This is a genomic window from Paenibacillus sp. FSL W7-1279, assembly GCF_037969845.1.
Classification (GTDB): Bacteria; Bacillota; Bacilli; order Paenibacillales; family Paenibacillaceae; genus Paenibacillus_AQ.
In genome coordinates this window covers 335,334-356,186 of sequence record NZ_CP150215.1, presented here as the reverse complement: position 1 = coordinate 356,186, position 20,853 = coordinate 335,334, and the positions used below count along the sequence as shown (strand labels likewise).

Sequence of the window (20,853 nt, the reverse complement as noted above, 5' to 3'; positions counted from 1 at the left end):
TGTCACCTGAGTATCACCCGTTTGACAACGAATTAACCGCAATGATATATTGGCGTAATACCCATTTATATATGGGTCCTATCTTTAAGGAGTGCATAGCATGATGTTACCCGTTCACGAACGCTTCATTCAGCAGGCAAAAAAGAAAATCAGTCGAGATAATCGACTTACGGGCCTCCTTGCAGGCGGCTCCATGATCCACGGAGCCATGGACGAGTATAGCGATCTAGATTTAGTCATCGTGTACGATAACGCGTATCGCAATGAAATTATGGAGCAACGCATTCAACTCGCAGAAGAGCTCGAACAATTACTGTCGGCATTCACAGGTGAGCATGTCGGAGAACCACGTCTGGTTATTTGCCTATACGGCCCACCGTTGCTTCACGTGGATCTGAAGTTCATTTCGAAATCGGAGCTTAGGATACGAACCGAGAATCCGATTGTGCTTTGGGAGAGAGACGAGGAGATCAGAACGATCCTTGCCGAGACATCCCCTACCTATCCATCGCCCTCTATGCAATGGATGGAGGATCGGTTCTGGGTTTGGGTGCATTACGGTGCGGCGAAATTAGGAAGAGGCGAGTTGTTCGAGCTCATCCAACATATTACGTTTATTCGCAATGCAGTATTAGGACCGTTGATACTCATGCGTAACGGCCATCTTCCCGCGGGAGTCCGACGACTAGAGCAATTTGCTGAAATGGAGATGGCTGAGCTTCGGGACACGATTCCACTCCACAGCTACGAAAGTTGTTACCGTGCGTTAAAGGCCACTATCAAGCTATATCAACGTTTACGCCAGGCTTCTGATGGTTGGATACGCAAAGAAGAAGCCGAACGCAATTCAATTGCTTATCTTGAAACCGTATATTCCACGATCCATAAATAAAACATCTACAAGACAGTGAAATTTATTATTCACACTTATCAGCATTCTACAGCAAAAAAAGCGACCGTAATCGGTCGCTTTTTTTAAGGTATGTATGGAGGCGAGGGGAGTCGAACCCCTGTCGTCGCAAACAGAACTGTCTTTGCTTCTTGTTCGCGTCGTCCTGCCACAAACACAACCGTACCGCGTTCTGCCAGTTCAAAAGCCGTCGCCCTCCCGATGCCGCTTGTGCCCCCGCTACAAATGCAATTATTTCATGATAAAAACCTCCCTTATCATTTGTAGTGAACATTCATTCTAATTTTGGCTAAAAAATAGTGCCGCTCCCATTTACAGGCCGGCACGGCCGCCAAATGCTGCTGACGACAATCAAATCACCGCTTCTTGAAGAAGCTGATTAAATCCCTGGGCTGTGCTGACTGAGTCCAGCAGGATCGAATCACCATTTCAACAATCCCAGAGGATAGTTCAAGATTTCCCTGCAAATGGCCTTTGACCAGGAAAACCATGGTTCCCCCACTGCATCTGCACCATCAGCCGGGGGTCGTCCGAAATGAACAAACCTTGCTGAGTTACCTCGGCATACATTCGTGACAAGGGAGCGTACCAGTTGTTATCATAGGCTTCTCTCTTGGAAGACTCGTAAATCCATGAACTGAAAAGCGTCAGGATAATCGATGCAAGATGTGACAACTTTTTTCCACACATTCCCGAATCGTTTCGGAATCGACGACTCGTCGTAAAAGTCCTGCAGCACTGTCTCAGTCTGGAATTCGACGATGCTTTTTTAGAGCACATTGACGATATCCTCTTTCCCCGAAAAAGCGTTGTAAATACTCCCCATGGATACGCCGGATTCATTCGAAATCATTGACATCGAGGTAGCCTGCAAGCCATTCTCCCGAAAAAGTCTGAGCGTTGTATCCAGCACTTTTTTTGTGATTTTTTGTATTTATCGAACATCGCGCTTTTCCTTCGCAGTCTATTAGAAAGAATGTTCAATCTAATTTTAATACGTATTTATTAGTGTCAACTTTCATCATAAATGCCGCGGCATTCCAAGCTACCTCAAGAGAATCAGACTGCCCATCCGCATCAAAATCCATCCGCGACTCCCTGCGGCGGCTCTGCTGTCCGCTTGCGGTATTCCTTGGGCGAGAGCCCTGCTACTTTGTTGAACATATGCGTGAAGTAATTGGAATCGTTAAAACCGATGGCTTGGGCGATTTCGAAAATTTTCATATCGGTGCTTTTGAGCAGGATCTTCGCTTTCTGCACGCGCAGGTTTTGGATATAGCCGGTGACGCTTTCGCCAGTTTCTTTCTTGAACAGGTTGCTGAAGTAGCTGGGGTTGAGATGAACATGCGCCGCCACCTTAGCCAATCCGCATTCGTCCATATATTTCTCTTCGATAAACCGGATGGCTTGCTTGACCGGATTATCTTTTTTGCCGGCAAGCCAGTTGTTATGGGAGAGTAGGAATTCATGGATGTATCCCTGCAGCCAAGCCACAATCTCTTCGGGCGTCTCGCATTTGTAGACGGAACCCCACTCGATGGAACGTGCGGCCATCCGCCATACAGGAAACTGTACTTGCACCAGCCGGAGAAGGGCCGTGGCCAGGAGCAGGGCTTCGATTTTAGCGGTTTGCAGGGGCATACTACTGATCCGCACCTCTTGATCTAGAAGCTCCTTGTTCAAACGGCCATTGTCTCCCGACATAAGCCAGGATACGATTTCCTTCTCCTTTTCGTAAAGCGCCGTCTGGTTAAGTAAAGATTCATAGCCAGTACTGCGCTCAGAGGCCGCCTCCCGGCCCAGCCCGCTGCAATACCGCTCGTAAGCCTGACGCAGGTCCTCCGCCATGCGGCATCGTCCTTGTCCGCAGTAGGCAAGCGCCAGTTTCAGATACTGCTGAATCGAATCGGTGAGGATCTGCAACCAGGAAGAAGGCATTTCCGGCCGGGAATCCGTCCTGTCCACCAATAAAGCCCATTCCGATGAACTCAAGGAAAAAAAACGGAAGCCTCCGCCATACCATTTATGCAAATGCTCCCTGACAATGTTGCCGAGAGCAAACTGCAATAGCGGCATATCCTGGGCGGAATAATGTTTTTCTGAGGAAATATAGGTAGGGATGCTAAGAAAGTAAAGCTCGCATTCCTTCATCCGTCCGAGCAAAGCCTCCACCTCTCCGTTGTTGCAGGACATGCCCATAATCGCTGAGCGAAGCTGGCTGTCCTCATGCTGGCGCTTCCAATCCTCCACCAGCCGCCCGGACTGATCCTCTTCGATCAGCCGTACATAGGTCCGATCGAGCATGTTTAATATATCCGCTTCTACGCAAGGTTTCGTGATAAAGTCCAGCACTCCAAACTTGAGGGCGGACTGGGCGTAAGCAAAATCTTTGAATCCCGTGATGATCACAATCTTGGTCCCCCAGCCGCGAGCCTTGATTTCCTCGGCCAGTTCGAGCCCATCCATATGGGGCATGCGGATATCGGTTAACAGCAAATCCGGGATGCATTGCTCCATCGAAGACAGAGCGGCCAGGCCATTTGCCGCTTCTCCCGCCACCACCCACTCGGCGGACCGTTTCCCGGCCAGCTTGAGCAATCCTTTGCGAAAATTCGGTTGATCCTCGGCGATAAACAGCTTGGCTTTCATCCATTTCCCTCCTAAAAGTTTTGTCAGCGTTACCTCATGATAAGCTTCGAGCAAAACTCGCTTCGAAAGAATAGGCTTAGTACTCTTGCGGGATCGTCTGAATGGGAAGCTTGATGTGAACGGTCGTTCCTTTTCCCTTGACGCTGGAAATCTCTACTCCGTAAGGAGCCCCATACACCAGTTCAATGCGTCGCAGCACGCTCTTAAAGCCAATTCCCGTTTTGTTGTTCTCAGACAGCGCATCCTCAGCTTCCTTCAAAGCATATAAAGTGCTGTCATCCATGCCGCAGCCGTTGTCAGCCACCTCGATATGCAGCGCTCCATCCCGTAAAGCCGCCTTCACCCTGAGCACCCGATCTTCATCCATATTTCGGAAGGCATGCACAAAAACATTTTCCACCACCGGCAGCAGCAGGCATCTCATCATCCGTAGGCCCAGAAGCGATTCTTCGGCCTGAATGATCGTTTCAATCTCGCCGGTAAACAATTCGGTCTGAATCTTAATGTAATTCCGTATCTGCTGCAGTTCTTCTCCCAGCGTCGTATCGGTCTTGACGGATTTAAGCGAATACTTCAGCATCTCCGAGATAGCGTTGATCAGTAGAGCCGCCTCTGCCTGGTCGTCGTTATACAGCTTCCAATACAGTTCATTGAACAGGTTATGCAGATAATGAGGGTTCAATTGCGCCTGAATGGCTTTTAATTCCGATTCCCGCTGGCTGATCTGGGCCAGATACACTTTGTTGATCAGAGTGCTTACTTGCTCCGCCATGCTGTTGAAGCTCTCACCGATGAACCCGAGCTCATCGCCGGAACGGACGCTAATCCGAGCCGAGAAATCCCCCGAACGCAATTTGCGCAGCCCCCGCAGCAGATCAGCCAGTGGCTTCAGCAAGGTTCTGGTAGAAATCGTAATCAGCAGTGCGCTAAGAAGCACGACGCCAATTCCGGCAATAACAAAGATATGGATGATGTCTTTGTTTTTGCGTTGAATTTCCTCCAGAGAAACCCCTCCATATAACGTGAAGCCTGCCGGTTCCAGACGATGGCGGACAAATAAATAGGTGACCCCACTCATCTTGACATATTGGGGATCGCCGGCTTCGATCAAGCGCATGAGTTGTTCCGTCTCCTCCTGATTCATATTGGCGTAGAGCAGTCCCTCCAGAGGTTCCAGCAGCAGTACCTTACCGTTGCCGTTCTCCGTAAGATCCCGCAGCACTTTGGACACCAGTCTTTCCTCCATGACCACCACCATGGTTCCGTACGGAATCAGCTTATCATTGAGCATCCGTCTAGCGGCAATTAGCACCGTCCGGCGTCCGCCGGGATCGACACTACTAGGCAGACTGGCCCGTCCCCAGACCAAGTTCCCCCGATGCGATTCCAGCTTGCCCATCAACATGGCCATTTCTTCAGGTCCGGGTTCCCCTGACGCCCCATTTTGGGAGCGAATAGCCAAATCTCCATTTTCATTGAACAGAAAGATGGAACGAATCGACGGCGTATCCACTTGCAGCGTGATCAGCTGCTCCTCCACGTACTTACGGTTCTTGTATTGCGTATAGAGCTCCCCTCCGGGATCAAGGCTCTCTGTGACGAACATTTCTATAGAAGGGTTCAGTATAATGGATTGGGATACCCGGCTTACCTCTTGGAAGGTGAGTTCCAATCGGGCCAAAGCCTGTTCATTGGCAATGGAGAACTGCTTGCTGATCTCGTCCTCCATCAATTGGACATTTAAGCGGTAGACCAGCCACCCCGCTAATGCAAAGGCTAATGTGACCATACACGAGAGCAGTACAATCAGCTTCAACTTGAAGCTGCCCTTCATTTCTCCGGCAATTCTCCCCGGCCAACTTATCGGATTCAGTCTGGCTCCCTCCCCCAAACGATGATGTAATCCGATTGTAATCCCTTTCATCCTGAATTAAAACAAAACTTGGCCCGGCTTCTACCGGACCAAGTCCTTATTCTATTCCTGGTGCTCCGTCCGAACTTTACTTTAGTTGGGAGCGGACCATTTCCAGTACATCATCGCCCAGGAAGGCCGTGTCTTTATTTTCTTGATACCACGTATTCATGTATTCCTCAATCTGCTTGCCGCCGCCTTTCTCCCAGGCTGCTTTAGCATCCGCAATAGCCTGCTCGGCCGTATATTTGGACCCGCCTATGATTCCTTTGACAATGATGTCGCTCACTTCTTTGTTCACGTTGGTACTGATAACCACCAGGTCGCTTGGCAGAACCGGCATATGCTCGTAGTGACTCAGAGCGGGATATTTGGCGTCCGGATTGAGCAAGAACTGGTCTGCCTGCTTCATCATCTCCAGCCCCGCCTTCTGATCCGGATCCTCTACATTAAATGCCGATACGGAGGTCAAAGATTCGTTCTGCGGGAGAGAATAGAACATGGTGTAGTCCGCGGCCCAATCCACTTCCTTCGTATTCTTGTCGGGATCAATCACGATGGGCGCACCGTCCGCTGACTTGTTCCAATGTTCTCCCTCCAGCCCCTTTCTCAACGTCAGCGCCGTATCCGGCTGGAGCATAAAGTTGATATATTCCATCACAGCCTTGGGATCTTTGGCTGCGGCGTTAACCACCGTTGTCATCTGAATCGGGTTGGTCACGTGATGGGTAAACTGTCCCACAGGAGACTCGGGCTGCATCATCGGCGCAATTTCCGCATCCGGGACCACCTTTCTGATGGTCTTGATATCGGTGACCGTACTCTCAAACCAGTTGTTGATTTGCGGAGGAAGGAAAACGCCCACCTTGCCGTTCAAATAATCCTTCTTGGCTTTGGAACCGTTCGTGTCTGCCAGGTAATCCGGGTCGATCAGTCTTTCGTCGAACAGTCTCTTCTTGAATTTCGTCGCCTCCAGCGTGTTATCCCAGCTGCGGATGATTTTGTCGTCAGCCGAGATGGCCCAACCGCTCGAGCCGAACATGGAATCGACCATGCCGCCGGAGGTATAGCTTATATTCGTTCCGTACGTATCCTTCTTGCCGTTGCCGTCAGGATCTTGCTCTACAAAAGCCTTCAAGACTGTAATCAGCTCTTCGGTCGTCTTCGGCACCTCTAGGTTCAGCTTTTTCAACCAATCCACCCGGATAAACGCCACGCTTTGCAGATGGGGCTCGTTAATTTTGCCGATTTCGTAAAGCTTGCCATCCGGCTTGGTGCCCACCTCGCGCAACTGGGGATACTTCTCCAGCAATTTTTCATATTCAGGGACATACTGCAAGTAATCGTCCAGGGGCAGCAGTTGCTTCTGCTGATATAGGGAATCCCTGAAGCCCGTATCATAATCATTGATCATATCCGGCGCGCTGCCGGATGCGAACATCACATTTAGCTTCTGAGTCGATTCCGACCGGAGCACGGGCACAAACTTGGCCTCCACCGGAGAATGTTCATTAATCCATTTAGTCCAGCGGTTCTCCTCCACGGTTCCCTCCGCGGCCGGGATATTGCCTCTGTCATAGTTTGACACGGTAATGACAGGTTTATCTCCGCTTTGCCCCTCTTCTTTTGGCTGGCTGCAGCCGGCAGCCCCCACCGTCAACACGATAGCCAGTACTGTGGATGACCAGACCCTTTTGTTCCACTTGGATGTTTGTTTTAACATTTACAAGCTCCTCTCGACCCATGATCTATAATGAATGGATTTGTTGCCGCTAACCTTTAATGGAACCCAGCATAATCCCTTGAACGAAATACTTTTGCAAAAACGGATATACCACCAGCATCGGCACCACCATCACCATAACGCCTACCGCCTTCAGTTTCTCGGAGATCAGCTCCTGCTGCTGCATGATATCCATCGCCATCATATTGTCCATGCTCTGAATCTGCAGCATGCTCTGGACAATGACCGTGAGATTCTGCAGTTCCGTTCGATTGATGTAAAGAATGACATTCATGAACATGTTCCAGTAACCAACGCCGTAGAATAACGTCAATGTGGCCAGCATGGGCAGGGATAAAGGCAAAATAATGCGCAAAAGCAGTTGCGTCTCTCCGCAGCCGTCAATCTGAGCCGATTCCGTCACTTCACTCGGAATGTTTTCAAAGAAGCTTTTCATGATTAACATGTTATAGGTACTGATCAGCCCAACGAACCATAAGGACCAGTACGTGTTCGTCAAATGCAGAGTGTTCATCACTAGATACGTGGGAATCATGCCGCCGCTGAACAACATCGTAAACAGCGCGGCCGTTGTGAGCGGCTTGCGGGCATACAGATAGCGGCGGGACAAAGGATACGCCGTCAGAACCGTAGTCAGCATGCTAAGCGCCGTTCCGCCCAATGTGATGATGACGCTGTTGCCAAACGCCCGCAAGGCTGGCGTGTTCTGAAAAAAATATTTGTAAGCGGTAAAATCAAGGCCCACCGGCCAGAACAAGACTTGTCCCAGATCCACTGCCTGCCCTTCGCTTATGGACAAAGCGATCAAATGCAGGAAAGGCAGAATGCAGGTGAGTGCGATGATAATTAAAACCGTGTGAACGAAGACCGAAAAAACCCTTCCGCTAGCCGACTCTCTCAATGCAGGTCCCCTCCCTTAAAGTTTTGTGAGCCTTGCTTTCCGGATAAGCTTCGTACAAAACTTGCTTCGGAAGCATGGGCTAGAATAATCCCTGGTCGAATTTCCTGGCCAGTGCGTTAGCCGACAACAGCAGCACCAAGCCGACAATGGACTCGAATAGACCCATGGCCGTGGTCAGACTGAATTGGGCCTTCTGCAGCCCCACTTTGTACACATAGGTGCTGATGACCTCGGCTTTTTCCAGGACTGTGGGATTCTGCAAGTTGTAAACCTGGTCGAACCCTACCTCCATCAAGCGGCCCATGCCCAGGATCAGCAGAAGGATAATCGTAGGACGGAGGCCCGGCAGCGTAATATGCCAGATCTGTCTCAGCTTACCCGCGCCGTCCAAGGCGGTGGATTCATACAAGCTGGGATCAATGGACGAAAGGGCGGCGAGATAGATAATGGCACCGAACCCCATTTCCTTCCACATCCCGGAGCCGATAAAGATCGCGACCCAGGATTCGATGCGATACAAAAACGGCACAGGCTCCATTCCCCATTGCTCCAGCAGCTTGTTAACGGTGCCGCCGTCGATCGAAAACAAGGTGAGAACCAGCCCTGCTACGATGACCCATGACAGAAAGTGGGGAAGATAAATAATCGTTTGAATCCATCGCTTCAACCATCTTTTTCGAACCTCATTCAGCGCGATGGCGATAATGATCGGCGCGGGAAAACCGAAGATCAGATTCAGAATACTTAATTCGAGGGTATTCCAGATGATCTGCAGCGTAGCGTCGGACTGAAATAAAATCTTGAAATACTTGAGTCCCACCCAAGGGCTGGACAAAATGCCATCGCGGAAATTGTAATCCTTGAAAGCGATCACAAGACCGCCCATAGGAAGATACCGGAATATCACGTAATACAGGATCCCCGGTACGAGCATGAGGAACAGCGGAATATTCTGCCGAAACCTCTTGGTCTCGTAAAAGGCTTGTTTGGCCATCGGCACACTGTCCGTTTCGGCGGTCGCAGGTGTTGTTGGCATGTTCTAACCTTCTTTCTTGGTTAATTGCTTTTCGATGATGTTTATACTGTATCGCAGTCCCACCGGTGCATACCTTAAGAATCTCTAGGTTTTTCTATAGTTTTTTTTGTTTTTCACGTACAGAAAAAAAAAGGACGCGAATTCGCTCGCGTCCTTTTTTGGCGCTTCCCTTTCCCGTTTGCGTTAGCTTTTCATTTAAATGCCAGAGCTTAATGCTTCCTTCAAATTATTGCCGGGACAACAAGAAGCGTCCGTCCCTAAGTAAATAGTTTGCCGCATCGTTCGATATGTGTTCTCCGTCTTGCGCCCGCACCTCGTTAACAAAACTGTTCAAATTGCCATTCTCCAGTTTTTTCTGCAGGCTACGGGCGATTCCGGCATTATCGATTTCCTTGCTCTCGGCAAAACGCGTCACTAATGCCTTTAATGAATTGATACTTGCTACGGTATGGAAAACAACGGTTTTACTGCCTGAATTGCCGGCTAGATCAACTGAAGACACCTCAAGCGTATGTGTTCCCAGCGGCAATGAAAAGAGTGGGACCGTCGTGCCAACCAGATAAGAATACGTATCCAGCGTCACCATCGTCTTGCTGTTGTCGACTCCCGATGCCGTATCCAGCATAGTCACCATAGGGGTCAAATCCCCGCTATCTTCATGGATGCTGCCGTCTTCAGGAATGGCAACTTCTATAGTTGGCGCCTTCGTATCCAGTTTAAAACTGACGGCTTTCGCAATCTCCTCATTCCCTGCTGGATCAGTCGAACGATAGGTAACCGTGTAAGTACCGTCTTGGTTGAATGTGATCGGTGCCGTATAGGTTTGCGAAGTCGCCCCGCCGTCCAGACTGTAGACGATTTTTGCAACGCTTGCCCACGGGGACTTTGCTGACAAACTTACCGTTACCGGATGCGTATACCAGCCATTTTGGCCATTCGGAACTTCTGGCGAAAGAGCCGCGGATGTGATCGGCGCAGTTTTCGATCCTCCCGTAACCATGACTTTGAAATCGTCGAAGTCGATTGAAGCGTTAGCGTAGCCGTCGATGCCGAACAGCTGGCCGGTCAACTTACTGCCGCCTGTATGGCGGAAGAGGAAGTCAGTGGCCGCCGGAACAGGATCATCGTTAATATAAACGGTATAAGTCTTGGCGTCCCAATTTGCCACCATTTTAATTTTGTACCATGTATTGTATGAAGTGTTCTTGACCGGCTTCTTGGACCCCCCATTCTGTACGATGATTTTACCCGTATCAAAAGCTGTGACCATGGAATAATTGCCGGTGCCGCTGTCATTTCTCACCATGGCACCATTGGCGTACTGAAAGCTGCTGTTTAATCTGGCACGATATTCGATGACGATGCGCTGATCCGCTTCTGCCTTGACCTCGCCTGCAAACGGCAGGAACAAATTTGCCTTGCCCGCAACAGCGGTTGTGGTCAGTCGAAGGAACTTATTCCCGTCCTCTTCTTGCACAGTGGCAGTAGCGCCATTGGTTAGAGCTTCGGTGGTAATGCCGTAAGGGTACTTGCCCGTCTCATCGCCGGAGAAATCCCGGTAGGCGTTATAGGTCACGCCATCCTCGGTAAGGTTAAGTGAGCCAAGCAGGGCTGCTTCCGCTTCAGCAAGGCGATCCAGCGCCTCCTCAAACTGCTCTTCACGCAGATCAGGGTCTACAGACATCTCTTCCGCATGTTCCAGCTCAGCCAAGAGAGCATTATACGCATCTTGACTATAGGTTCCCAAGCCTTCGCCCAGCGGATAAGAGAAACCGACTATCCTGCTGCGCATGTTATCTACAATCTCATCAAGACCCCATCCCGGGATCACTTCTACGGAAACGGCAGCAGGAATCTTCTCGCCATTCAGTGTTAATATGACAGGCACCTGAATCGTGCCAAGTGAGTTGAAGTGTATTCCTTCCAGCTTCCAGCTGACCTCGGCGATGCTTATCTCACCCTTGTAATTGACGTCAACAACGCCGGGCAGCCTCGGTGTCACTCCGGAGGGAGTTTTTACTTGAGAAAGAATCTGAGGAACCTGAGACGGATCGGGTGTTACTGTTAAGTTGAATTTTGCTTCCTTGCCGCCGTATACGGCTGTAATCACCGTATCCCCCGGCCCAGTGTCATATACCTGACCGGTGACCGTAACCTTGGCCACGTCTGGTTTGCTGCTGAAGTACGTGGCGTCAGCCGACACATCCTGGACTTCATAGGTGTTGTAGCGAGCTGTTAACTGCAGTTGCCCTGTCAGCCCGCTGGTCAGGATGTTGTTCAATCCGCTGATGGCAATGGACTGCACAGACTTAGGTTCAGCGGCAACGGTAACCGTGGCTGTGGCCGTCTTTCCGTTATATGTCGCGGTGATCGTGGCGCTGCCTGCCTTGAGTCCTTTGACCCCCATCCCATCAATATCAGCGACCTCTTTGTTGGAAGAACTGAAGGAAACTCCGCTGTCCACAGGGGAGTAGGTAGTGCCTGTTACCGTATACACGGGCAAACTGCGGCTTTCACCTAACCCCAGCGTGTACCCCGGAGAATCGAATAGAATTTCCGACGCAACATCAAGCTTGAATATATCCATGCTGTCAATTTCGGCAAGGTTGGCACCCGTCGAGAAACGGATGGTATTGTTGCCTTGTTTAAGATAGACTTTCACCGTGGAGGCTCCCCAACGATTCCAGCCGGAATAGACGATGTTCAAACGGGCGCCGGAACTGCCGTTTACCGACAAGATATGTGAAGCATCCGCCCCATTCGATGAGCCGTTGGCATTGCGCACAGACAGCACATAAAATCCCGCCTCTAGCACGTTGACTGTAAACTGGGCATAATCATTGGCGTTCTTGATATTGGCGATCTTCTTCCCGTCGGAAGCGGTACCTTCCCACCAAACGCCGGGGCCGGTTCCGCCGCTGGGATCTTTCACCAACAGGGCTGCTTCCGCCTCGCAGCGCTGACGTGCCGGCTCCCCTGAAGGCTTGGCAATCGGTTTGTTTGGATCGACGGGCTCTCCCAGGTTTGGCGTTCCGTCTGCGTTCCAGATGAATTTCTGCGCTCGGACATTGCGGGTCCACCCTGATCCTGGCCAGCGGGCGGAATGGTAGATAATCCAGTCCTCACTGCCGTCGGGAGAGGTGGTGAGACTGTGGTGACCCGGGCCATAAACGCCGTTGGCGCTGGAGAAAATCGGATTGTCCTGTTTTACCCAGGAGCTGGGGTTCATCAAATCGTCGCCAATCTTGGCCGTGATCAGTCCGAGGCAGTAACTGTCTGTCCAGCTTCCGTTTGCGGAATAGACCAAGTTGATGGTGTTACCGCGTATATTGACTTGGGGACCTTCGTTGATCCTGCCCGGGGACGTTTCCCAATCATGGTCAGGCGTCGAAATCAATACCCGCTGCGAGCTGATGGTCCGTGGATCGCTCATTTCCGCTATATATAGATTTTGGTAACTCCCATCCGTTTCCTCCCAGCCGGACCAGATGAAATAGTGTTTCTCATTTACAGTCAGCACCGTGCCGTCGATCGCCCAGCGGTCCGTGGAATCGGTTATTTTCCCTTTGAACTCCCAGGTTCCGGTCATCGGACTCTCACTGGCGTTCTCCAGCACATACATGCGGTGATTTGCGTTGGTTCCGTTGTCAGCCGCGAAGTAAATATACCATTTGTATTTGCCATCGATATCTTTGAGATAGTGCATTTCGGGTGCCCAAACATTGGAACTGTACATGGTACCCTTAACCGGTGTCCAGGCTAGGCTCCTCTCGCCCGCTTCAATGCCGGTGATGGTCATCGATCTGCGGATCATGATGCCGCTGGCGTTGACAAAGACGTTGTAATAATAGCCGTCCGTATGCTTGTAAACCCAAGGGTCGGCTCCTACCTGCATAATCGTATTATAGAAATTTGACACCTCCGACACCGCCGTTGTCGACGCCGACATCGAATCTTTCGCATCGGGCGCCCTGTCTGCCGCCGCAGCCGCTCCTCTCCATTGCGGCAGCATCAGCAGCACCGCGAGACAAAGCAGCAGGTACCTGAATCTTTTCCTGAGCATTAACAGTCCTCCTTGGAATCATATAGCTCTCAGCATTCACCGAAAACACTTTACACTCCTTATTTGCTTTATTGCCGGCGATTCGTCCGAACGTTTCTTCTTCGCACCCCCAGGTTCAGTTTTTTCAACCAATCCATCCGGATGAACCCCTTGAAAGCGATTTCAATCCCGCCCATAGAAAAATACCGGTAAAAGGCGTGTTTGGCCTTCGGAACGCTGTCCATTCCGGCGGCTGCAGGTTGTTGGCATGTTCTAACCTTCTTTCTTGGTTGAATGCTTATCGATATCGTGTATACTGTACCGCAGTCCTTCCAGTTCAAACCTTAAAATTCTCTAGGTTTTTCTTTAGATTTTTTTGTTTTTCGCATACAGATAAAGGGACGCGAAATCTGGTCATAGCCCTGCCAAGTAAACACTTCCTCTAAATAAGACGTACAGCCTGCCTTGATCTCAACTGATAGGGGGATAAGTGAATCAGAACCCTACTAAGGAAGAGGCAAGAAGGAAACCAGGAAAAGGGCCCCCCTGCCGCGAAGCGGCAACAAGAGCCCGGAAGGGACGCCTCTAATTGGTCGGTCGACCGCTACTTGCACGCATGTCGGCAGGCAGCTCGAATCGGCTGTAGCTCTCCAGCCTGAACGGAAGGGTCGGCGATGCCCAAGGAAGCGGGTATTCACTGTACAGTTGCCTCTTCGCCGCCACATCCCTCATCTTATCGGACAAGCCGGACAGCAAGCGCACCGTGGAGTCGCTATCCTCCTGCTCGGTCACGAACCGGCCGGGAATTGAGCGAACGGCGCGGGCCGACTCATAGGCTCCATTGGATACCAGTACGAAGCTTCGGCACGCCTCGATCGGTGAGAAGAGCGTCCTGCCCGGGGTCTCTATCGCTTCCATCAGGTTCTGATACATGTTGCGCATCAAATCGGCCGGGCCAAACGCCAAATCTTCTTCGCCGTCCTGCGCGCGAATCGTCAGCTTGTTCTGGTAATTCCAATGTGCCTCCCCGCGCGTCCCGTACACAGCAATGGAAGGCACTTCACTCGTTTCGTGGCAAAGCATGGCGTAAAAATGAACGCTCGCACCGTTAGCCATAACGACTCGAATACAGGAGATGTCGTCCCCCTCGATGTCGTTGACATGGTAAAGCTCGGCCTGCACCGATTCCGGGTGTAAACCTGAGGCGCCTTCGACTCCGGCCGACAGCAAGCAATTGTACAGCAAGTGAGCGAACGGATTGTTGAACGTCCCGTCCAACACATACTCGCCGTCGCTGACCAGTTTTCCGGCCCAGCGGGTTCGATCGTAGTACGAGCGAGAGCGTTTCCACATACCAACGCCGACCACATGCTTCACATGCCCGAGCACGCCGGAGCCAAGCCTTTCCAGCAACGTTCGGAACGCCTGACCCGACGTATTCTGGAAGTTCACCTGGCACAAGCGGCCGGTCTCCCGCTGCACGGCGATCATCTCGTCCAGATCTTGTATCGTTATCGCCGGCGGCTTCTCCACCAGCACGTGAAAGCCCATCCGCATCACCTGGATGCACATCGGCTTGTGGGTGGGGATCGGCGTGACAATCACGACGAAATCGATGTCCGGATGAAGCGTGAGCATCTGCACATAGTCCGTATAATGGATGGCCCCAAGCGCGGTCAGCTTACCGTAAGACTCCTGATGAGCGTCGACATTCGGCTCCGCAAAAGCGACAACCTGCAGGCTGCCCTCTCCGGCCAGCTTCTGCATGATATTCACATGCTGAGCGCCGAATCCCCCGATCCCGATCAGCGCGGTGCGACAAATCTTCATATTCCTTCCCTCCATTACCTATGCCTTGACAAGCCGGGAAGCGATTCTCCAGGCTAGCCAAAGCCGTAAATAAAAATTCATATCATACGCACTGCAAGTAACGTTCCTTGATTAGCGAGAGCGCTTCGTCTCCCGGCATATCCCATACTTGCTGGTTAAAGATTTCCACCTCGATCGCCCCCGAGTATCCGGCCGTCTCGACGGCATGACGCATCCGGCGCAGCTCGATAACGCCGTCCCCCATCATCCCTCTGCCCATTAGCAGGTCGGGTACCGGCACGATCCAATCGGAAACGTGGAAACCGAGTATCCGCCCTCTGGCACGCTCAATTTGCGCGTATAGCTCAGGATCCCACCAGACGTGGAACGCGTCGACAACGACGCCGACGTCCTGCGGGTCGTGCTGCTCCGCGAGCGTGTTGGCTTGCGCCAGCGTATTGATGACGGAGCGTTCAGCGCCGTACATCGGGTGCAACGGCTCGATGCCGAGCTTGACTCCGTGCGAGCGAGCGAACGGCACGAGCTCCGCGATCGCCTCTTCGACCGTCTTGCGGGCAAAATCGATATCCCGGTCCGGAGCTGGTCCGCAAACGAGCACGAGTACGTCGGTGCCGAGCTCAGCCGCTTCCTCGACAGCCCGACGGTTGTCGTCCATCCGCTCTTTGCGCGCAGCCGCGGTGGCCGCCGGAAAATAACCTCCGCGGCACAGGCTGGAGACGCGCAGGCCCGCGTCCCGCACAAGCCGCTTGCTCTCGGCCAGGCCGGTCTCGGCCACTTTATGCCGCCACATCGCGATCCAAGGCACTTCCGCGTGAACGCATGCTTCCACGGCCTCGCGCATATCCAGCCGATCGGTCGTAATCTGGTTCAAGCTGAGTCTGTCTATGGAACGAAGCAGTTCCATGCTGATCCCTCCCGGATTTCAAATATTGCTATAAGAGATTACGGCCGAATACCTGCCAGCGCTAAGACAGGCTTCATCCGTTCGGCGGCAAGCTCTGGATCGGCCAATAGCCCGGCCCGGTCGGCAAGCACGAACAGCTCGGCCAAATGGACGATCGAGCGCGATCCCTCCGCTCCCCCGATCATGCGGAAATGCGGTTGGTGGCCGTTCAAGTAGGCCATGAACACAATTCCCGTCTTGTAGGCGAACGTCGGCTTCTGGAAAATATGGCGCGACAGGGCGACTGTAGGCTCCATAATCGCCCCATAACTGACCAGGTCGCCCGCGTCGAGCGCATGAAGCGCCTGGGAAGCGGCCGGAGCGATCGCGTCGAATATGCCGAGGAGCGCATGGCTGTAGCCCTGCTCATCACCCTTGATCAGCTCCGGGTAGTTGAAGTCGTCGCCGGTGTACATCTTGACGCCTTCCGGCAGTAGCCGACGCATCTTGATTTCTTTACCGGCATCGAGCAGCGAGATTTTAATCCCGTCGACCTTGTCCGCGTTTGCCCGAATGACGCGCAAACAAACGTCCATCGCCTCATCCGGATCGTCCTTGCACCCCCAATAGCCGGCCAGAGCGGGATCGAACATGTCGCCAAGCCAATGCAGGATAACCGGCTGTTTCACTTGTCCTAAAATGCGCCCATACACCCGCTCGTAGTCCTCTGGCCCTTTCGCGCAAGCGGCAAGTGCGCGGCTCGCCATCAGAATGACTTGACCGCCCTCGCCTTCAATGAAGCCAACTTGCTCTTCATAGGCAGCTTCCACGTCGTATATCGTGACCGACGGTCCCGGGAGCAGATGATCGGTTCCCGCGCCGCAGGCGATTTTGCCGCCAACCGAGCACGCTTCCGCGATCGAAGCGCGGATAAGCTCCTTCGAGCGGTTCCAGTCGAGGCCCATCCCACGCTGCGCGGTATCCATCGCTTCCGCCACGGCCAGACCGAGCGACCACAGATGGTGCCGGTAGGCGAGGGTCGAGTTCCAATCGATCTGCGTGTGATGCAGCGGATCGGCATCCGCAAACGGATCGCAGACGACATGGGCGGCCGAGAAGGCGATACGGCCCGTAAACGGCTTGGTCGACACAGCAAACGAGCCGGCTTTGCCAAGAGCATATTCATACAACGCTCCCCCTGCGCGGGGGAGGAGCAGCGATTTAGTCATCTGTACTCTCCTCCTTTACAGGCTCAGCTTCGGCACGTCGATCCAGCGGCGCTTATGCCACGACTGTAAGCTGAGATCGGCAAGTTGGGTGCCCTTCGCACCTTCGAGCAGATCCCACGGGAACGACGTGTCGATGACGACATGCTTCAAGAACATTTCCCATTGCACCTTGAACGCGTTGTCGAACGACGCGTTGTCCGGCACCTGCACCCATTGGTCGCGGAACTGGAACGGATTCGGAATGTCCGGATTCCATACTGGCTTTGGCGTGTTGACCCGATGCTGCGTCTTGCAGTCGCGCAAGCCCGCCACGGCGCTGCCTTCGGTGCCGTCGACTGTAACCGTGAGTAGATCGTCTCGATCTACGCGCACCGCCCATGACGAGTTGGCCTGCACGATAATGCCGCCTTCCAGCTCAAACATGGCGTACGCCGCATCATCTGCCGTGCAGTCGTAGGGAACGCCCTGCTCGTCCAAACGTTTCGGAATATGCGTAGCGGCAAGACAGGAAACAGCCTTCACTTCCCCGAACAAATTCTCGAGCACATAGCGCCAGTGTGCAAACATGTCGACGATAATGCCACCACCGTCTTCCTTGCGGTAGTTCCATGAAGGCCGCTGACCTGGCTGCCAGTCGCCCTCAAATACCCAATAGCCGAACTCCATCCGCACAGACAAGATGCGCCCGAAGAAGCCGGAGTCGATCAAGCGCTTCAGCTTAAGCAATCCGGGTAAAAATAGCTTATCTTGCACGACGCCGTTTCTCACCCCCGCCTCGGCGGCGATGCGGGCCAGTTCGAGCGCTCCTTCGAGATCGACGGCCGTCGGCTTCTCGCAATAAATATGCTTGCCCGCCGCGATCGCCTGCTTGATGCTTTCCGCGCGGCGCACCGTCGTCTGGCTATCGAAATAAATTTCATTGTATGGATCGGCGAGGCATGCTTCAAGATCGGTGCTCCAACGCTCGACGCCGTAGGCGGCCGCCAGCGCCTGCAGCTTGTTCTCCTTCCGGCCGACCAGAATCGGGTCGGGCATTATGACGTCTCCGCCCGATAGCGCGACGCCCCCCTGCTTGCGAATTGCAAGAATCGAACGGATTAAATGCTGGTTGGTTCCCATCCGTCCGGTAACGCCGTTCATAATAATGCCGATGTTGCGAACTGCCATCTTTCATTGCCCCCTTCGCTTCGTATATCTGTATTATAGTCGGTGCGAAACCGCATTTCTTACGATTCCGGGAACACGATTCTCAATTTCGGAAGCGAATTGTTCGAGCGAAAAACAACATCCCCCGCGGGCGCTTAGCCAATGGGGGATGAAGGGGGAATTACGTTTCAATCAATCGGCCAGTCGGCCGCTGATCGCATTCTTGTTCGTTTGATCGCACGTTTGTGCGCTCGTTTGTCCTTTTTGACGGAAGGCCTGCCTACTCGGCTTGCGCGGGTGCGTTCAGCTCCCGGTACGTTTTCGGGGACAGCTTGGCGACAGACTTGAACGACCGGTAAAATGTGGACACGGAGTCATAACCAACCTCAAAGCAGATCGAAATAATGTCCTTGCCCGTTTCGGCCAGCAGCTTCTGGGCGATGCGGATGCGCACCTCGGTCAAATATTGCATCGGTGTCATGTCGTACCGTTCCTTGAAGATGTTGTTCACGTGCCGTGTGCTGATGCCCAGTTTGGAGGCGATGTCCCCCGCGGTCAGCGGATCAAAATACTGTGAATCGATATAGCTGCGTATTTTCTCAGCGCGCAGTCTGTTGGAGCTGGAGCCCGCTCCGGCGGCCTCTGTTCCGGCCGGACGAACCAGCAAGAGCAGCAGCTGAGACAGCTGGACTTTGAGCGATAGACGGATGAGCGGCGACAGCTCCCTGGACTGCTCGAACAGCATTTTCCTGAGCAACTGACGCAGCTCGCTCGCGGCAAACAATCCCGGTTTCATCAGACAGGAGTCCGGGAAATAGGCGTGGAGCAGCTGCTCCTTCATATCCGGATCGAGCACCGCCTCATCAAACGCCAACACTAGCAAGGTCAGCCTAGAGTCGGACATGACCGAGTGGACGGAATACGGCACGATCAGCGCCGTATCGTCGACCACTAGCTTCCGTTCCTCCTCCCCCAGCTGGATAGCGCCTTCGCCCTCCAGCACAAACAGCAGCTGGTGCGTCTGGTGATAGTGCTCAGACACGAGATGTCCGCCCGTATGCTTCTGCTCGTATAAATCTATCGCATTCCTGGACAAGTCAATCCATTTAATCGTCACGGCGAAGCCTCCGTTTTATTGAAGCGTTTCATTTAAAGCCATTTTAGCGCGATCGGCGGCTTCGGACAACATTTTAGAATAAGCGCAGCCCGGACACCGCAAGCACCACCGAGCTGCAGCTTTATTGAGGCCTTCAGGTCCATCTGTCCATGCTGCTCGCTCCTTTTTTCGTGGCAAAAGAATTAGGGGCGATCATTAACGTCACATCCGGGCTGGCTTTTACACCATTTACAATTGCCCTCATTTACTCAACCAGCAATGGTTTGAAACGGTTAGTTGTGGCTGTTCACGGAGTCAAAGGATTAAGTAGATTATAAAGGGGGGAGCTTTTCAAGGCATAGCTCAGACGAATTCAATCTCACCCTTACAAAATAAAATTTGCAGAAATTCAATTGGCTTTCTCACTAATTTCCTATTTACTCATCATGCATTCGTTTTACCTGATCCATTTTCACCAATCAGAGTGTTTACCTCATGTGTGAATTTAAAATCCACATTTTTAAAGTTTCTAAAGTTACATATGGTTAATTTAGAACTATGCATTGAGGTGGACCTCCCAAAAACCCCTTTTTCTATATTCCACCATACGAATACAATAACAACTCATAAAAATTTTATGAGCAGAGAATAGCGATGCTCCTACTCCAAGAAGAATTCGCTGACACGAACACTTCCGATCCCGTCCGCGTGCTCGCACAACAAGGCTCGAATACGTATCAGTTTTGTCAATTGGCACGCCACTTGAAACCAGTAGCCTTTTTATGTCCTCATTGTTATAGTTATGCCCAAGAAACGCTAGCACAGCTCTAAAATCATTAGCAGAAACTTTATTGCCCTTCAAATCGATTTCATCACTACAAATATCTATTCCATAATTTTCAGTATCTGCCTTCCTTGACATGAATACTTTTCAAAAAGATTCGTAATTTCTTGTTTAATATTTTCTAGTCGTATATGTTTACGTCTCCCCAGGTATTGCTTCCATTTTATCGTTTGGGCTTTACAAAGTGTAGGAAAGTGATTGTATAGTGTTTTTTTTACAACCTATTTCATCGGCGATCGCTTGTACGTGCATATATCCATTGCTTGAGAGCATTTTTTCTTATTTGGAATGTTATTTTTAAAAATGAAAGGCTGGTCAGCGACAAATGCCCTCTCTTAAACTGTGTGGGTCCACCTTAAACTCCCGCCAGTCAAAAGCTTTTTAAGACTGGATACAAAATTCCCTTTATGGGACTTTTTTATAACACTTAAAGCAAAGGTTTGCCGTAAGTTTATTAAAGTAAATGCTTGCCGTTCCCGCAAATATTTACTTTAACTCTCATAATTGTCAATCTGCCATTCAACGAGTCAAAACGAGATACAAGCAAAGTTAACTTCGACTATTGTTATTTTTGCTGCAATGCATGTCATAAAGGTTCTCTTTTATTTTCACGCAAAAAAGCGACCTCACA

At 51.8% G+C, this 20,853-nt stretch carries 14 protein-coding genes and 1 pseudogene; 2 read left to right on the top strand and 13 right to left on the bottom strand.

The features are described from left to right. Positions 1–100: 100 nt before the first annotated feature. Positions 101–892, top strand: a complete 792-nt coding sequence (locus MKY82_RS01585; protein WP_220686909.1) for a nucleotidyltransferase domain-containing protein — start codon at positions 101–103, stop codon at positions 890–892. Between the two features lie 787 nt (positions 893–1,679). Here the strand turns inward: MKY82_RS01585 and MKY82_RS01580 are convergent. From MKY82_RS01580 to MKY82_RS01525, 12 genes are all read right to left on the bottom strand, one after another. Continuing rightward, positions 1,680–1,769 (bottom strand): TetR family transcriptional regulator, encoded by a 90-nt coding sequence (locus MKY82_RS01580; RefSeq protein ID WP_339295318.1) that lies wholly within the window; start codon positions 1,767–1,769, stop codon positions 1,680–1,682. 218 nt (positions 1,770–1,987) lie between these two features. Beyond that, positions 1,988–3,559, bottom strand: a complete 1,572-nt coding sequence (locus MKY82_RS01575) for a response regulator (RefSeq protein ID WP_100539682.1) — start codon at positions 3,557–3,559, stop codon at positions 1,988–1,990. Positions 3,560–3,635: 76 nt separating this feature from the next. Further along, positions 3,636–5,393: a histidine kinase gene (locus tag MKY82_RS01570; RefSeq protein WP_339295317.1), complete on the bottom strand. Its 1,758-nt coding sequence runs from the start codon at positions 5,391–5,393 to the stop codon at positions 3,636–3,638. A 166-nt stretch (positions 5,394–5,559) separates the two neighbouring features. Beyond that, positions 5,560–7,194 carry an extracellular solute-binding protein gene (locus MKY82_RS01565; protein ID WP_220686911.1) on the bottom strand — a complete coding sequence of 545 codons (1,635 nt, stop codon included), beginning with the start codon at positions 7,192–7,194 and terminating at the stop codon, positions 5,560–5,562. 49 nt (positions 7,195–7,243) lie between these two features. Continuing rightward, positions 7,244–8,116: a carbohydrate ABC transporter permease gene (locus MKY82_RS01560; RefSeq protein WP_220686912.1), complete on the bottom strand. Its 873-nt coding sequence runs from the start codon at positions 8,114–8,116 to the stop codon at positions 7,244–7,246. Between the two features lie 79 nt (positions 8,117–8,195). Continuing rightward, a complete protein-coding gene (locus MKY82_RS01555; RefSeq protein ID WP_100539679.1) occupies positions 8,196–9,152 on the bottom strand; it encodes an ABC transporter permease subunit in 957 nt (318 codons plus the stop codon). Positions 9,153–9,378: 226 nt separating this feature from the next. Then, positions 9,379–13,215 carry a family 43 glycosylhydrolase gene (locus MKY82_RS01550; RefSeq protein WP_339295316.1) on the bottom strand — a complete coding sequence of 1,279 codons (3,837 nt, stop codon included), beginning with the start codon at positions 13,213–13,215 and terminating at the stop codon, positions 9,379–9,381. 564 nt (positions 13,216–13,779) lie between these two features. Continuing rightward, positions 13,780–15,024 (bottom strand): Gfo/Idh/MocA family oxidoreductase, encoded by a 1,245-nt coding sequence (locus MKY82_RS01545; protein ID WP_220686914.1) that lies wholly within the window; start codon positions 15,022–15,024, stop codon positions 13,780–13,782. Between the two features lie 82 nt (positions 15,025–15,106). After that, positions 15,107–15,928 carry a sugar phosphate isomerase/epimerase family protein gene (locus MKY82_RS01540; RefSeq protein ID WP_220686915.1) on the bottom strand — a complete coding sequence of 274 codons (822 nt, stop codon included), beginning with the start codon at positions 15,926–15,928 and terminating at the stop codon, positions 15,107–15,109. A 38-nt stretch (positions 15,929–15,966) separates the two neighbouring features. Then, positions 15,967–17,136, bottom strand: a complete 1,170-nt coding sequence (locus MKY82_RS01535; RefSeq protein ID WP_220686916.1) for a dihydrodipicolinate synthase family protein — start codon at positions 17,134–17,136, stop codon at positions 15,967–15,969. Positions 17,137–17,151: 15 nt separating this feature from the next. Then, on the bottom strand, positions 17,152–18,303 hold the full coding sequence (locus tag MKY82_RS01530; RefSeq protein WP_220686917.1) for a Gfo/Idh/MocA family oxidoreductase: 1,152 nt from the start codon (positions 18,301–18,303) through the stop codon (positions 17,152–17,154). Positions 18,304–18,562: 259 nt separating this feature from the next. Continuing rightward, positions 18,563–19,399, bottom strand: coding sequence for an AraC family transcriptional regulator (locus MKY82_RS01525; RefSeq protein ID WP_220686918.1), 837 nt, complete (start codon positions 19,397–19,399; stop codon positions 18,563–18,565). A gap of 140 nt (positions 19,400–19,539) precedes the next feature. On the opposite strand from MKY82_RS01525, the pseudogene MKY82_RS01520 reads away from it, so the two are divergent. Then, positions 19,540–19,656 (top strand): annotated as a pseudogene (locus MKY82_RS01520) (short-chain dehydrogenase); the annotation flags it as partial. 166 nt (positions 19,657–19,822) lie between these two features. Here the strand turns inward: MKY82_RS01520 and MKY82_RS01515 are convergent. Continuing rightward, a complete protein-coding gene (locus MKY82_RS01515) occupies positions 19,823–19,942 on the bottom strand; it encodes an AAA family ATPase (RefSeq protein WP_220686919.1) in 120 nt (39 codons plus the stop codon). Positions 19,943–20,853 lie beyond the last annotated feature (911 nt).